Annotated in this window: 17 protein-coding genes; 10 read left to right on the forward strand and 7 right to left on the reverse strand. The window is 53.5% G+C overall.

Translation table 11 applies throughout. From position 1 onward, the window contains the following. The 4 genes from dnaK to KJ869_10640 all read right to left on the reverse strand — a co-directional run. On the reverse strand, positions 1-1,360 hold a 1,360-nt coding region (gene dnaK / locus KJ869_10625; protein ID MBU1577641.1), incomplete at its 3' end, for a molecular chaperone DnaK. Between the two features lie 36 nt (positions 1,361-1,396). After that, on the reverse strand, positions 1,397-1,999 hold the full coding sequence (locus KJ869_10630; protein MBU1577642.1) for a nucleotide exchange factor GrpE: 603 nt from the start codon (positions 1,997-1,999) through the stop codon (positions 1,397-1,399). Between the two features lie 134 nt (positions 2,000-2,133). Then, the gene (gene tkt / locus KJ869_10635; GenBank protein ID MBU1577643.1) at positions 2,134-4,140 is read right to left on the reverse strand and encodes a transketolase; all 2,007 of its coding nucleotides are present in this window, start codon (positions 4,138-4,140) and stop codon (positions 2,134-2,136) included. A gap of 327 nt (positions 4,141-4,467) precedes the next feature. Next, positions 4,468-6,438, reverse strand: a complete 1,971-nt coding sequence (locus KJ869_10640) for a transporter substrate-binding domain-containing protein (protein ID MBU1577644.1) — start codon at positions 6,436-6,438, stop codon at positions 4,468-4,470. Between KJ869_10640 and KJ869_10645 the strand changes: the two genes are divergently transcribed. After that, a complete protein-coding gene (locus KJ869_10645) occupies positions 6,437-6,619 on the forward strand; it encodes a hypothetical protein (GenBank protein MBU1577645.1) in 183 nt (60 codons plus the stop codon). The two genes, KJ869_10640 and KJ869_10645, sit on opposite strands and share 2 nt — an antisense overlap. Positions 6,620-6,647: 28 nt before the next feature. Here the strand turns inward: KJ869_10645 and KJ869_10650 are convergent, their stop codons facing one another. The 3 genes from KJ869_10650 to KJ869_10660 form a co-directional block, all read right to left on the reverse strand. Next, entirely contained in the window at positions 6,648-8,633 is a 1,986-nt protein-coding gene (locus tag KJ869_10650) for a PAS domain S-box protein (GenBank protein MBU1577646.1), read from the reverse strand. A gap of 67 nt (positions 8,634-8,700) precedes the next feature. Next, a complete protein-coding gene (locus tag KJ869_10655; GenBank protein MBU1577647.1) occupies positions 8,701-9,093 on the reverse strand; it encodes a hypothetical protein in 393 nt (130 codons plus the stop codon). Between the two features lie 299 nt (positions 9,094-9,392). Further along, positions 9,393-9,719, reverse strand: a complete 327-nt coding sequence (locus KJ869_10660; protein MBU1577648.1) for a hypothetical protein — start codon at positions 9,717-9,719, stop codon at positions 9,393-9,395. Between the two features lie 233 nt (positions 9,720-9,952). On the opposite strand from KJ869_10660, the gene KJ869_10665 reads away from it, so the two are divergent. From KJ869_10665 to KJ869_10705, 9 genes are all read left to right on the forward strand, one after another. After that, positions 9,953-10,522 (forward strand): sigma-70 family RNA polymerase sigma factor, encoded by a 570-nt coding sequence (locus tag KJ869_10665; protein ID MBU1577649.1) that lies wholly within the window; start codon positions 9,953-9,955, stop codon positions 10,520-10,522. A gap of 1 nt (position 10,523) precedes the next feature. Then, the gene (locus KJ869_10670; GenBank protein ID MBU1577650.1) at positions 10,524-10,793 is read left to right on the forward strand and encodes a zf-HC2 domain-containing protein; all 270 of its coding nucleotides are present in this window, start codon (positions 10,524-10,526) and stop codon (positions 10,791-10,793) included. Between the two features lie 76 nt (positions 10,794-10,869). Next, positions 10,870-11,196, forward strand: coding sequence for a thioredoxin (gene trxA / locus KJ869_10675; GenBank protein MBU1577651.1), 327 nt, complete (start codon positions 10,870-10,872; stop codon positions 11,194-11,196). 69 nt (positions 11,197-11,265) lie between these two features. Further along, on the forward strand, positions 11,266-11,496 hold the full coding sequence (locus tag KJ869_10680) for a zinc ribbon domain-containing protein (protein MBU1577652.1): 231 nt from the start codon (positions 11,266-11,268) through the stop codon (positions 11,494-11,496). Positions 11,497-11,668: 172 nt separating this feature from the next. After that, positions 11,669-12,313, forward strand: coding sequence for a thioredoxin family protein (locus KJ869_10685; GenBank protein ID MBU1577653.1), 645 nt, complete (start codon positions 11,669-11,671; stop codon positions 12,311-12,313). 79 nt (positions 12,314-12,392) lie between these two features. Beyond that, the gene (locus tag KJ869_10690; GenBank protein ID MBU1577654.1) at positions 12,393-12,590 is read left to right on the forward strand and encodes a 4Fe-4S binding protein; all 198 of its coding nucleotides are present in this window, start codon (positions 12,393-12,395) and stop codon (positions 12,588-12,590) included. 9 nt (positions 12,591-12,599) lie between these two features. Then, on the forward strand, positions 12,600-13,532 hold the full coding sequence (gene trxB, locus KJ869_10695) for a thioredoxin-disulfide reductase (protein ID MBU1577655.1): 933 nt from the start codon (positions 12,600-12,602) through the stop codon (positions 13,530-13,532). A gap of 38 nt (positions 13,533-13,570) precedes the next feature. Then, positions 13,571-13,951 carry a desulfoferrodoxin gene (locus KJ869_10700; GenBank protein MBU1577656.1) on the forward strand — a complete coding sequence of 127 codons (381 nt, stop codon included), beginning with the start codon at positions 13,571-13,573 and terminating at the stop codon, positions 13,949-13,951. Positions 13,952-14,040: 89 nt separating this feature from the next. Then, positions 14,041-14,285, forward strand: a 245-nt coding sequence (locus tag KJ869_10705) for a rubrerythrin family protein (GenBank protein ID MBU1577657.1), incomplete at its 3' end; no start/stop codon positions are given.

Genomic DNA, 14,285 nt, shown 5'->3' on the forward strand with positions numbered 1-14,285 from the left:
CCACCAGGTCGAACCTGGCCAGCGTCCGGTTGTCCCCCGCCATCTCCCGCTCGCCCTGCATCACGTGGATGGAGACCGCCGGCTGGTTGTCGGCGGCGGTGGAGAACACCTGGCTCTTGCGGGTGGGGATGGTGGTATTGCGCTCGATCAGCCGGGTCATTACCCCGCCCAGGGTCTCGATGCCCAGCGACAGCGGGGTCACGTCCAGCAACAGAACGTCCTTGACCTCGCCCACCAGCACCCCGGCCTGGATGGCGGCGCCGATGGCCACCACTTCGTCGGGATTGACTCCGCGGTGCGGCTCCTTGCCGAAGAACTGTTTGACCATCTCTTGGACCTTGGGCATCCGGGTCATACCGCCCACCATCACCACTTCGTCGATCTCGGTAAGCTTGAGGCCGGCGTCATCCAGAGCCCGGCGGCAGGGGCCGATGGTCCTCTGTACCAGGTCATCCACTAATTGTTCCATCTTGGCCCGGGTCAGCGTCAGGTCCAGGTGCTTGGCCCCGGCGGCGTCGGCGGTGATGAACGGCAGGTTGATGTTGGTCTGCATGGTGGCGGACAGTTCACACTTGGCCTTTTCGGCGGCTTCCTTCAAACGCTGCAGGGCCATCTTGTCCTTGCGCAGGTCGATGCCGTTGGATTTCTGGAATTCCTCGGCCAGCCAGTCGATGATCTTCTGGTCGAAATCATCGCCGCCCAAGTGGGTGTCGCCGTTGGTGGAACGCACCTCGAATACGCCCTCGCCCAGCTCCAGGATGGAGACATCGAAGGTCCCGCCGCCCAGATCGAAGACTACGATCTTGTGAGATTTGCCCTTGTCCAACCCGTAGGCCAGCGCGGCCGCGGTGGGTTCGTTGATGATCCGCAGCACTTCCAGCCCGGCCACCTGCCCGGCATCCTTGGTGGCCTGGCGCTGGGCATCGTTGAAATAAGCCGGAACGGTGATCACCGCCTGGGTGACCTTTTCGCCCAGATAGGCCTCGGCCGCCTCCTTGAGATAGCGCAATATCTTGGCGGCTATCTCCGGCGGCGAAAAGACGCTGTCATTGACCTGCACCCGGGCATCGCCGTGGGGCCCCTCGATGACCTTATAGGGCACCAGCTTCATCTCCGATGAAACTTCGCCGTGGCGCCGACCCATGAAACGCTTGACCGAATATACCGTATTCTCGGGGTTGGTGATGGCCTGGCGCTTGGCCGCCTGGCCCACCACTTCCTCGCCCGATTTAAGGAACCCCACCGTCGAGGGTGTGGTCCTCAGGCCGTCCTGGTTGGGAATTACCGTGGGGCTCCCGCCCTCCATTACCGCTACGCAGGAATTTGTGGTCCCCAGATCGATCCCGATTACTTTGCCCATTTATTCTCTCCTGATTTTCAATTGATTCTAAAAATTCTATTCCGTGGGTTCCTGGCTCTCATTTTCCGCCGATTCTTCCGGATATTCTTCGGCCGGCTCCTCCGGCTCCCCGCCCGGACGCTTGGACACCGTCACCCGGGCATGCCTTAGCACCTTGCCTTTGAAGACAAACCCCTTCTCCACCTCGTCCAGCACCTTGTTCGGCTCATGTTCGGCGGTCTCGACGGACAGCACCGCATCATGCCTGGCGGGATCGAACTCCTCTCCCTTGCTGCTGAAAGGCTTCAAGCCTTCGTTCTCAAGGACATTGTGTATCTGCTGGTCTATCAGCTGGATCCCCTGATGGAACGATTTCAAGGCTTCATCGTTCTCGGCCCCGTTGCGGGAAACCTCTATGGCCCGGTCCAGATTATCCAGCACCGGCAGCAATTTGGCTATCAGGTTCCGGTTGGCCTCGGCCTCCTTCTCCAGGTATTCCTTGGCCACCCTCTTGCGATAGTTGTCAAAATCGGCCATGGCCCGGACATATTTGTCAAAATTCTCGTCGGACAACTGCTTGTGATAACTGCCCTGAGTGATCAGCTCCTTAAGCCTGGCCTTCAATTTCCTGTACAGACTGCTGTTTTTCTTAAGCTCCACTAAACCGGCTCCTTACAATGCTTTGGAAGAAAATCGGCCCGGCTAGCTTTCCCTGATAATTTTGGGACCGAATAAATATAATCATTAAACCTGGTTTTGTCAATAATTACGGCTGTAAAAAATGGCTGACTGCCTTATTTTCCCAGCCGATTGAGATGATCTGCTATCCTTTTTGTCACCTGATCCGGGGTAAGACCGTATTTTTCGGCCAGGGCCGATTCCGGAGCTGAGGTCCCGAAATCCTCCAGGCCGATGAACAGCCCGTCCCGGCCCAGCAGACCCTGCCACAATGCTCCCCTCCCGGCCTCGATGGCTGCTTTTAACGCCTTGGGGGGAACCACCGAATCCCGGTAATCCTCCGGCTGCTTTAAGAAATCTTCCAGGCAGGGCATGGACACCACGGCGGCGGCCAGCCCCTCTTTTTGCAGGGCTTCGGCGGCGGACAGGGCCAGCCAGACCTCGGACCCCGAGGCCATTATGCAGATCTCCGGCGTTTGCCCCAATGTTTTAAGTACATACCCGCCCCGGCGAAATTTTTCGGCATCGATGCTTTGGTGCGGCAGGACCGGCAGCTTCTGCCGGGTCAGGATCAGGGCGGTGGGCCCGCCGGTATTTTTAAGGGCCGCTGCCCAGGCCAGGGCCGTTTCCGGGCCGTCGGCCGGGCGGATCACTTTTAGGTTGGGGATCAACCTTAAGGCCGAAACCTGCTCAATGGGCTGATGGGTGGGCCCATCCTCGCCCACGAAGATGGAATCATGGGTGAAGACATAAATAGCCTGTTGCTTCATCAGGGCCGCCAGGCGGATAGCAGGTCGGCAATAATCGGAGAATACCAGAAAGGTCGAGCCCATGGGCACAAAACAGCCATAGAGCGCCAGCCCGTTCATCACCGCCGCCATGGCGTGTTCCCGGATACCGAAATGGAAATTCCTGCCGGCAAAATTCTCTGCGCTGACCGCCGCAGAACCCTTGATCTCGGTGTTGGTGGAGGGCCCCAGGTCGGCCGATCCCCCGATCAAGGCCGGCACCAGCTCGGCCACCTTCTGGATGACCCTCCCGGAATGGCTCCTGGTGGCGGCGGCTTCGGCCGATAAAGATCCCAGCAGCTGTTCTTCAATATCCTCCGGCAGGCGCCGGGACCACATGCTGTCCCACAGTTCGGCCCCCTGGGGATTTCTGGCTCGCCAGGCTTTGAACTCCTTCTGCCATTTGGTGTGTTTTCTTTTCAGTTTTTTTACCCTGGCATCGCAGGCCTGACGGACATCTGACGGCACGTAAAAGGTCTCCTCCGGCCAGCCCAGGTTTTTCCTGGTGGCCAGCGCTTCCTGGGCCCCCAGCGGCGAGCCGTGGGCCGCCGAGCTGTCGTGCTTGTTGGGGCTGCCCTGGCCGATATGGGTCCGGGCCATGATCAGCGAGGGCCGGGCGGCATCTCGGATGGCCGATTTTATGGCCTTGACTGCCTGGGCCTGGTCATGCCCGTCTATGATCTGGACTCCCCAGCCGAGGGCTTTGAATTTGGCCTTGATATCCTCGGAGAAGGACAGGTTGGTCTGGCCGTCGATGGTGATGCCGTTGTCGTCATAAAGGCAGATCAAGTTTCCCAGCTTAAGATGTCCGGCGATGGATGCCGCTTCCGAGGAAAGGCCCTCCATCAGGTCCCCATCGGAGACCAGGGCGTAGATGTGGTGATCTATGACCTTGAACTTTTCATCATTGAATCTCTGGGCGGCCACCCTGGCGGCTATGGCCATGCCCACCCCGCTGGCAAAGCCCTGGCCCAGCGGACCGGTGCTTATCTCCACCCCCGAAGTATGGCCATATTCCGGGTGGCCCGGGGTCTTGCTGTCCAGCTGGCGGAACCTTTTCAGTTCATCCAGCGGCAGATCGTATCCGAAAAGATGCAGCAGGCCGTACAAAAGCATGGAACCGTGCCCAGGTGAAAGAATGAAGCGGTCCCGGTTGGGCCATTGGGGATCCCGGGGATTGAAGGACAGAAAATTGAGCCACAAGGCAAAGCTGAAATCGGCCGCCCCCATGGGCAGTCCGGGATGCCCGGAATTGGCCTTTTCCACCGCATCCACCGCCAGCATTCTCAGGGTATCGGCGCACTTTTGGGACAGCTTATGATCCATCTTGAGCATGTGCTCTCTATTTTTGTTATTTAGTAAAAAGAAATTGGGTTTTATGCAGAAGACTGATGCTATTTGACAGGATTTACAGGATGATCAAGACTTCGTATACAGTTATAAAAACGCTGAATCCGGAAAATTCGCTTACGCTTTTATCCTGGTTTCTTCAAGTGCCATAGCTTCAGCGAAGGCACTCATGTTAATCCTGTCCGGTTTGCTTTTTGTTGTCCATGGCAAGGGTTTATCGAAACAGTAATGATACCATTTATCGGGTTATTTTGCAAATGATAAATAAATAAAGGGCCTGTGGCTTCAGGCCCTTTCCGGTGGCTGTCTTATCTATGCAACCTTTCTGAATTCAACCACATACCTGGTGCCGTTCTTTTGTTGCATGGTTACCTTGCCGTCAAGCTGCTCCGCTAATATGGTAATCAACTGCAGTCCCAAAGTAGCCGGATCGGATAACGGGGCGGGTTTATCGGCAAACCCGGTTCCGTTGTCGGCCACCTCCAGGCGGTAAAGGACATCTCCCTCCAATTTAAGCCGAACGGTGATCTCCCATTTATTGCCCCCAGCTGGAGGTTTTTTAAAAGCATGTTTAAGGCTGTTGGACACCATCTCGTTTATCATCAAACCGCAAGGGATGGCCACATCCACTCCCAATTCTATGTCGTTTATATCCAGGGTCAGCACTATCTGATCGCTGAGGATGCCGTATGACCTGATCAGGTCGCTTATCAGGTTCCGGGCATAATGGCCGAAGTCTATCCTGGCCAGATTCGACGATTTATAAAGGTTCTCGTGCACCAGAGACATGGAGCGGATCCGGTTCTGGCTCTCTAAAAAGATCTCCTTGTCACTGGGATCCTTGACATAACCCGACTGGAGGCTTAACAGGCTGGATACCACCTGCAGGTTATTTTTCACCCGATGGTATATCTCCCGCAGCAACAGCTCCTTTTCCCGCAGAGAAGCCTTCACTTGCAGTTCGGCGGCCTTCCGTTTGGTGATATCAACCAGCGAGGCCACGCTTTTTCCGGTGCCGGGTATTATGTCAACGCTTAGGAATATATCCTTTATCATCCCTATCCGGTCTATAAAGCGGAACTCGTATCTGCGGGGCGCGGCATTGGGATCCTGCCGCCGCTGGCGGTGGTATTCCTTCATCCGCTCCAGATCGGGCTTGCTTACGAATTCTGTCCACTTCATCTTTCCCTCGATCTCTCCCCGTGAATACCCCGACAGTTTTTCCATCTCGGCGTTGGCTAAGGATATAGTGGTATCCTCTTCGATGATCACCATGGCCGTGCCGGTGCTTTCAAAAAGGCTGCGATATTTCTCTTCTGTTGCCAGCAGTTCGCTCTGGCTGACCTGCAATTGCGCCAATTGCTGTTTCAATTCTTCGTCAACGGACTGCAGTTTTTGGTTTACGGCCTCCAGTTCCTCATTGGCCTGTCCCAGCTTGGCGGTTTTCAAGTACACCTGCTTTTTCAAGAAATAAGAGAACCCGCTAACGATCAACAACAAAAGCAGGACAATGAACAGCAGCCATTTGATGTAACCCGGGATAACCGTCCTGGGACGCACCTCCAGCCAGCGGTTCAGTGAGCGATAGTACACCGAACCGGGATCGTTCTTCATGCTGGTAAGATTGCGGTCGATGCGGTTGATGATCCCATCGCTCCGGCCAAGGGGAAAGGCAAAATAAACCAGCGAGGGACGGAACATTACTGCGGTGGGCAGGATATCCGTGCCCCGCAGATCGGAAAAATAAAAGAACCGGCTGGCGATGATGACGTCGGCCTGGCCCTTTCGCAGGGCCTCCGCGGTGCCGGCGTAATCGGGATAGGACTGCACCGTGAAATCGATATTTAACAGCCCTTTGATCTCCTGAGGCAGATATTCCTCCTGGACCGCCCCCTTAAGCACGGCTATCCTTTTTCCATCAAGGTCCTTGGCGCTTTCCAGCCGGGTAGGTTTGATGACGAAGGCCTGAAGCCAGGAATCGATCACCGATACCTTGTTGAAGGAGATCCTCTGGGCCCGTTCCTCGGAATAGGTGACATCGACCAACAGGTCCAACCCGCCCTTCTCCAGGAGGTCCAGGTTCTCGTTCCAGGTGCCGGGCACATACTCCACCGCCCAGCCCTCATTCCGGGCGATCTGGTTCATTATATCTACGAATATGCCCTGCGGGTTCCCGCCCCCGTTCCAGAAGACCTTGGGCGGATTCTGGTAGATCCCCACCCGGATTGTCTCGGCGGAAGCCGGCGGCAGGCAGACGGCCGCAGCCAAAATAAAAAACACCATGACCAAACGCCATGGCATTCCGCGGGGCTTTGCCCCCAAGCTTTTCATTTTTCACCTCACTCAATATTTTTTCAAAACCGCTATACAGGCATTGCATAAAGGTTTTAAAAAACAAGCATCAGCTATTGCAGTTCCTTTACTTTACCACCAAATTATTATCATGTCAACCAGGCAGATGTAATTCTTTATTCCGTTTGTTTTTTAGTTGCTCACAACAGATCCTGCCGGACAGTTATTTCCTCCATCACCTCAACCAGGAACGGATCGAACTGGGTGCCGGCGCACCTTTTGATCTCCTTGATGGCCTGCTCCGGCCTGACCGCCTTCCGATAGGGTCTCTTTTGGGTCAGGGCGTCGTAGGTGTTAAGTATGGAAACTATTCGGGCATATAGAGGAATATCCTCGCCCCTAAGATTTCTGGGGTATCCGCTGCCGTCCCACCATTCATGATGGGCCAGGATGGGCTCGGCCAGGTCGGCAGTCTCCGGCGTGTTCTGGACGATGTGATAACCTATCTCCGGATGCCGGTACATCATCTTCCATTCCTCGGATGTCAGCCGATCCTTCTTTTTAAACAGCTTTTGCTCTATGGCTATATTGCCGATGTCGCAGTATTCCAGCACCTGCTGCAATTTTAAGGTTTCCGACTGGTTCAGCCCCCGGGCTGATGCCATGTCCTGGGCCAGGCCTTGCAGTATCTTTAACTGCTCTCTGGTCCGCTGTCCTTTTTGGTAATACAATCCCAGCAGATGAGACATGATATCGGTCCGGATTTTTTTACTGGCCATCATCTTGCTGCGGTACATGTTTTCTTCGGCTTCCTTTAGGATGTCCTTGATGTTCTGTTCCATCTTTTGCTTGGTGGCATGGCCCATGGCCAGGCTCAAGGGAACCGGGCCCTTGACCTTTTCCAGGCACAGTTGGCTTATCCTCTGGCAAAGTTCGTCGGCCTTGTAGCCCGGAGAGTTCAACAGCAACAGGGCGAACTCGTCGCCGCCCCACCGGGCGATGATATCCTCGCGCCGGCAGCACAGCTTCAGGACCTGGGCCATCCGGTTCAGCAGTTCGTCGCCCTCGACATGCCCGAAGGCGTCATTGACCAGCTTGAGACCGTTGATGTCGGCCACGATCAGGGTAATGGGCAGATGGCGGTTGGTGTCTATCCTTAAAATTTCCTCCTCGAAAAATGCCCGGTTATGCAGCCCGGTAAGCCGGTCGTAAAAGCTTAAGTATTCTATCTGCTTCTGGGCTTTCCTCCTCTCGGTCACATCCTTGATGGTGACCATGACGCCGTTCACCGCCGGCAGATCCAGCATGTTTCGGGCCAGGACTTCGACGGTCCGGTAGCCGCCGTCCTTATGCCTGGTGCGGAAATCAATCCCCTGCACTTCCCCCACCCTCGATATCACTTTTTCCAGGACAGCCCGGACATCCCCGGCGTCGTCGGGATGGATAAAATCGAAGATGCTGGCCCCGATAACATCCTTTTCCCCGAACCCGGTCATGGTCTGAACCGTCGGGTTGGCATAACGCACCTTTCCCCCGGCATCCATTATGACTATAAGATCCAGGCTACTCTCTATCAACGAACGGAAATGTTTCTCGCTGGTGCTGAGGATCTCCTCGATCAGCACCCTTTGGCTGATCTCGTGCTTTAAGTTCTGATTTGAGAGGGAAAGTTCCTTAGTGCTCTCTCTTATCTCGGTCTCCAGATCCCGCTGGTTTTTCTCCAGAAGATGCTGGATATGCTTGCTGGTGGTGATATCCTGGAAAGTGACCTGGGCCGCCGGCTGTCCGGCAAATACGATGGGTGCGCTCAGGGTTTTCACATCTATTTCGATCCCGTCGCTTCGGATTATCTTCTGTTCCAGAAGGCCGGCTTTTATCCGGTTGTTGACCACCCTTTCGATCCGGTTCAATTCTATCTGCCGGTAATCCGGGTGCATGAAGTCGCCTATGCTCTGCCCCAGCAGTTGATCCGGCTTTCCCACACCCAACATTTTAGCAAAGGCCGGATTGGCGTACAGAAATCCCTGCAGGTTTGTCACGGCAATGGGCACCGGGCTGTTCTCTATCAGCCGCTGGAAACGAGCCTCGCTTTTTTCCAATTGCTCTTGGTGTTCGGCCGAAAGATTGACGATTTTTTTATTGCCAAGGGAAATAGCCCCTATTACCGCTCCCAACAAGAGCAACACTGTTCCGCTTCCGGTTAAAATCAACCAATATAAGTTTACATTGTTCATAATAACATCGAATAATTGTTCAATCTATCGTCTCCCAGGCCGCTTCTTTCCCATTTCCAGTCAACCTCGGTGCCGCCCTATCGGTCCATTTGAGGCTTATGAAGCCAATGGCGTAAATCACATTGACTAAAAAGCTGATGACCCAGTTGATCCTCCACAACGTCGCGGCCTGGGTAAAAACAAAATTAAGGTTGGAATATATCAGTATGTTCCCGGAGAAATTGAGAAGCAGGCCCAGGCAGATCCAAAAGCGATGATCATCGAATATGGAAGTTTTTCCCCAGATGAACATATTTATCATAAAATGGCTTGCCGCCAGCATAAAAACAATGCTCTCTATCATCAGGGGCATATTCGCAAACCCATCCTTGGAAGGGACGATAACATTGACGTAGATCCAAACTATCGCCATCAGAGTGCACCCCGCCGCAATTATCGCTTTAATAAGAGATCTCTCGTTCCACCGGTAAAAAATTGTTGCGATTAATACCGTTTCAATAAAAAAATAGATTTGATACACCAAATAGTTATTTGTTTTCCTCAGGGCCATCGATAAAGCAATCGTTTCCACTATAAAGGCGATAATCATCAGTAAAAAAAATATTTTTGTCGCTTTGGGCATTTTTTTTAAAAAGAACACTCCGCCTGCGATCGGAAACAGCAGCGACAGATAATAACCGCCACCCAAAACGTAATCAATAATAGGCATATTTAAAACTCCGGGGGTTCAATTATTATGCTTTTATCCGGTGGACAATATGGCGGACAGGGAAATCCAAACTCGGCCAAAGGCCCTTTGACGATATCATTGCCTTTTTTATCCACCCCGGTTATTACCAGGGTATTGGCCCCGGTGGTTTTTTTCGCATAATATATGCGCAGGCCGATGCAACCCCTTTGTCTCAATATTTTACTGATGGCATCTTTGCCGTAATAAAGCGCTTTCACCTCTTTCTTGGCCTTATTTTTTTGATAAGCCTTGATCAGAGCCTGCGCTTTCTTAAAGCTAACCTTATGCTCCTCTTTTCCGGTGAACATATTCTGACTCCTTAACTGCATTTGCCGCGCTAGCGGATTTGTATTCACCCGCTATTGACATTTATCTATCTATCAATTACTATTAAAAAGCTTTCGGACCGTTTCCAGTGGCCCAAAAACAGTATTTACTATATTACCAATCGCTGTAGATATGATAGCTCTACTATTTTACCTTGTCAAGATAATTTTTTCATTTATTTTGAATCCTTTAACAATGCTCGACATCTAAATACATGAAGCAGCAAATCGACGAAGATATTTTATTACAGCAGGCGAGGGACGGAGATTCACGTTCTTTCGATCAGCTGGTGAAGCTCCACCAGTCACGGGTATATTCGGTGGCCTTGAGGTTGCTGGGCAGCCCAAGTGAGGCCGAGGACGTTCTGCAGGAGACTTTCATCGCCCTGTATCAGAGCCTGCATCGCTTCCGGGGAGGATCCAAGCTCTCAACCTACCTGTTCCGCCTGGCCACCAATTTCAGCCTGATGAAACTGCGCCGGAGCAAACGCCGCGGCCGTGACTCCAGCCACCTGTCGCTTAATGTAATCGAAGAGCTGCCGGACAAGGCCGCCTCGCCCCTGGAATCGCTGCTGAACAGCGAATTCCGGGCGGTGCTGGATCGCCAGCTGCAGAAACTTTCTGACAAGGACCGGGCGGTGGTGGTTTTGAGGGACATCGAGGGGCTGGATGGCGGCCAGGTGGCCAAAATACTGGGGCTCACCTTGCCGGCCATGAAATCCAAGCTTCACCGTTCCAGGGAATTCTTGAGAAAAAACCTGTCGGGTTATTTAAAGGATAGTTGATATGCCGAAAATAATTTCTAAAAAGCCTGAACACCACTGTCACAGAATGACGGCGGCCTTTTCCGAGTACCTGGACAAGGATATGAGGAAGCAGCTGTGCCGCAAACTGGAGATACATCTGGCCGAGTGCCCCGACTGCCAGATGTATTTTGACACTCTTAAAAGGACCGTCACCCTGTACCGCTCCCTGGAACAGGAGCCGCTGCCCAAAGACGCCGAAAAACGCCTATTCGCCACCATCAAACTGGCCCGAAGCAAAGGCAAAAAATAATATTTGAATCCTTTGATGGATTGCGGCATCTAAATTAACAGAAACCAAAATATTTTGATAACACAAAGGAGATAAAATGCCAGTAGCACATTTGACCGACGGAAACTTCGATCAGGAGGTCTTGAAATCCGACATCCCGGTTCTGGTGGACTTCTGGGCGGCCTGGTGCGGCCCCTGCCGGATGGTCGGACCAATAGTCGAGGAACTGGCCAACGATTACCAAGGAAAAATAAAGATGACCAAGCTGGATGTCGACGCCAACCCCCAAAAGTCTTCCCAGTTCGGCATCCGCAGCATTCCCACCATGCTGATCTTCAAGAACGGCCAGATAGTTGATACCCTTATCGGCGCCATGCCCAAACCGGCCATTGCCGCCCGACTGGACGCCGCGATAAACAAATAGAGACTTCTGCCTGCTTTACAAAGTCTTCGGGATCAATACCAATAAAAAACCAAAGGAATAGCACATAAAATGCCGATTTACGAATATCAGTGCCCCAAGTGCGGAGTGAAGACCGAAGAGCTGGTAACCTCATTCTCCGCCCCGGCCCCCAAATGTCCCAAGTGCGGAGTAAAGACCGAGAAGATGCTCTCCACCTTCGCCGCCTCGGTCAGCGGCTCGGATTCTTTTTCTAGTGGAGATATCGGTGGATCATGTCCCTCGGGTGGTTGCGGCTGTTCATCCGGTTCCTGCGGGCTGTAGCCTTTGGTTGATGCGTAAATTCTCCCGCCATATCATAATAATTTTCTCCCTGCTGGCCCTGTTGGCCTTCGGGGCCCAGGTGGTCCGGGGGATAATCACGGGAACCGCATCGCAGTGCAGCGCCTCCGTGAACTGCCGCTGAGACGGCGATAAATAAAGGAGGGTTTACATTATGGGAATGTTGAAGGAAGAGGATCAAAATCATCTGCGCCATGAATTTTCCGGAAAACTGGTTAACCCGGTCAAGATCGTATTCTTCACCCAAAAGCTGGAGTGCCTGTACTGTCAGCCCACCGAGGAGATTTTGACCGAGATCGCCTCCCTTTCGGACAAGCTTATCCTGGAGAAGCACGATCTTTTGGAGGATAGATCCTTGGCCGACCAATACGGCATCGACAAGATCCCCGGCATCGCCCTGATAGGCAGCCGGGATTACGGAGTACGGTTCTTCGGCGTCCCCTCCGGTTTTGAGTTCACATCATTGATAGAGGATATCATCGACGTCTCCCGGGGCGCCACCGGACTGACCCTCGACTCCCGGGAAAAGCTGAAGAAGATAGCCAAGCCGGTCAAGATCCAGGTATTCATCACCCCCACCTGCCCCTACTGTCCGGCCGCGGTCCGGATGGCCCATCAGGCGGCCATCGAGAGCGACATGATCACCGCCCACATGGTGGAGTCGACGGAGTTCCCGCACCTGGCCCAGAAATACGGGGTGATGGGCGTCCCCAAGGTGGTCATCAACGAGACCATCCAGTTCGAGGGAGCCCAGCCCGAGCCGGTTTTCATCAACCATATATTGAAAGCGGCAGAATAATTCACCATGGAAAGGAAAAGCACGGGGTTTCAAAAATTTAAAGCAGAATCTGTGAAAATCCGTGTCCCGTAAATATAAAATGATAATTGTTAAGTCCGAATACTGCCCTCAGAACCACCGCTGCCCATCCCTAAGGGTCTGCCCGGTAGGCGCCATCAAGCAGGACGGCCTCAAAGCCCCTTACATCGATCAGGATAAATGCACCAATTGCGGACGCTGTCTGCAAAGCTGCCGGGTTTTTCAAGAGGCCCCGGTCCCGGCTAATTCGATAAATTGATTGCAGGATATGGAAAACATTAAAAATTACGACATCGCCATCTTGGGCGCCGGCCCGGCCGGGCTGACCGCCGGGCTGTATGCCGGGCGGGGCGGCTTGAGATCGGTAATAATCGAAAAAATGATGCCCGGCGGTCTGGTGGCTAATACCGAGCGGATAGACAACTATCCCGGCTTTCCCGAAGGCATCTCGGGCTACGAGCTGGCCCAGAGGATGGAACAGCAGGCCCGGAAATTCGGGGCCGAAATCCTTTCGGCCCAGGCCGACAGCGTCTCGGCTGAGGATAAATTTCAACTGATAAAACTGTCCGACGGAAGCACGATCAAATCCCGGGCATTGATAATCGCCACCGGCGCCTTCCCAAAAACGCTGGGGGTACCGGGCGAAAAGGAATTGCTGGGCAAAGGGGTCTCCTACTGTGCGGTGTGCGACGGAGCCTTCTTTAAAAACCAGCCGGTAGCGGTGCTGGGCGGCGGTGATTCGGCTGTGCAGGAGGCTATCTACCTGGCCGGCCTGGCATCAAAAGTGACCGTAATCCACCGCCGCGATGCCTTAAGGGCGGCCAATTCCATCCAAAAGATCGCCTTCGCTAACCAAAAAATAGATTTCGCTTGGAGCAGGGATATCCTGGCCATCGAGGGATCGGGGCAGGTAAGCGGTATCAGGATTATGAACAAGCAGACGCTTAAGGAGGAAATCATTCCCGCTTCGGGGGTGTTCATCTACGTGGGCTACAAGCCCAACAGCGATCTGGTAAAGGATATCGTCAAGACCGACCAGCAGGGATATATCATCACCGATAACAATATGGTCACTTCCGTCCCGGGCATATTTGCCTGCGGCGACATCCGCCAGAAGCTGGTCCGGCAGATCTCCGGCGCGGTGGGCGACGCCGCCACCGCGGCCATCGCCGCCCAGCAGTATCTGGAATTCAATGCCTGACAATATTCGGATAAATAAACAAAACAAGGAGAACTATCATGGCCGAAAGAAATCAGATCTACAAATGCGAAATATGCGGCAATATCGTGGAAGTGCTGCACGGGGGCAAGGGCGAGCTGGTCTGCTGCGGCAAGCCCATGAAGCTATATGCCGAGAACACGGTCGACGCCGCCAAGGAGAAACATGTGCCGGTGATCGAGAAGATCGAGGGGGGCTATAAAGTAAAGATCGGCTCGGTGGCCCACCCCATGGAGGAGAAGCATTACATAGAGTGGATCGCCCTGTATGCCAACGGCCGAGCCTACCGTAAATACCTCCAGCCGGGCGACGCCCCGGAAGCGGAATTCCTCTGTCAGGCCCAGGATGTGACCGCCAAGGAATTTTGTAACCTCCACGGTCTGTGGTCTGCTAAAAATTAGCATTGTCAATAAAATCGTGAGAACCCAAGGATAGAATATTCTTTGTGCCCTTTGTGTTCTCTGTGTTGAATAATCATAAGGAGAAAAGCATGAAAAGCCTAAAAGGGACCCGCACCGAAAAGAACCTGCTAAAATCCTTTGCCGGCGAATCCCAGGCCCGCAACCGCTACACCTACTTTGCCTCGGTGGCCAAGAAAGAGGGCTACGGGCAGATAGCCTGGATGTTCTCTGAAACGGCTGAGAACGAAAAAGAGCATGCCAAAAAATTCTTCAAGTTCCTGGAGGGAGGCGGAGTTGAAATCACTGCCATGTATCCGGCCGGAAAGATCGGCAC

It is taken from the genome of Candidatus Edwardsbacteria bacterium (assembly GCA_018821925.1).
GTDB lineage: Bacteria > Edwardsbacteria > AC1 > AC1 > EtOH8 > UBA2226.

Bases quoted from the DNA above. Each gene is read 5' to 3' on its own strand.
- tkt (MBU1577643.1), bottom strand. From the start codon at position 4,140: ATGCTCAAGATGGATCATAAGCTGTCCCAAAAGTGCGCCGATACCCTG.
- KJ869_10645 (MBU1577645.1), top strand. From the start codon at position 6,437: ATGACCAAACGCCATGGCATTCCGCGGGGCTTTGCCCCCAAGCTTTTC.
- KJ869_10640 (MBU1577644.1), bottom strand. From the start codon at position 6,438: ATGGTGTTTTTTATTTTGGCTGCGGCCGTCTGCCTGCCGCCGGCTTCC.
- KJ869_10655 (MBU1577647.1), bottom strand. From the start codon at position 9,093: ATGGCGATAGTTTGGATCTACGTCAATGTTATCGTCCCTTCCAAGGAT.
- KJ869_10660 (MBU1577648.1), bottom strand. From the start codon at position 9,719: ATGTTCACCGGAAAAGAGGAGCATAAGGTTAGCTTTAAGAAAGCGCAG.
- KJ869_10665 (MBU1577649.1), top strand. From the start codon at position 9,953: ATGAAGCAGCAAATCGACGAAGATATTTTATTACAGCAGGCGAGGGAC.
- KJ869_10670 (MBU1577650.1), top strand. From the start codon at position 10,524: ATGCCGAAAATAATTTCTAAAAAGCCTGAACACCACTGTCACAGAATG.
- trxA (MBU1577651.1), top strand. From the start codon at position 10,870: ATGCCAGTAGCACATTTGACCGACGGAAACTTCGATCAGGAGGTCTTG.
- KJ869_10680 (MBU1577652.1), top strand. From the start codon at position 11,266: ATGCCGATTTACGAATATCAGTGCCCCAAGTGCGGAGTGAAGACCGAA.
- KJ869_10685 (MBU1577653.1), top strand. From the start codon at position 11,669: ATGGGAATGTTGAAGGAAGAGGATCAAAATCATCTGCGCCATGAATTT.
- KJ869_10690 (MBU1577654.1), top strand. From the start codon at position 12,393: ATGATAATTGTTAAGTCCGAATACTGCCCTCAGAACCACCGCTGCCCA.
- trxB (MBU1577655.1), top strand. From the start codon at position 12,600: ATGGAAAACATTAAAAATTACGACATCGCCATCTTGGGCGCCGGCCCG.
- KJ869_10700 (MBU1577656.1), top strand. From the start codon at position 13,571: ATGGCCGAAAGAAATCAGATCTACAAATGCGAAATATGCGGCAATATC.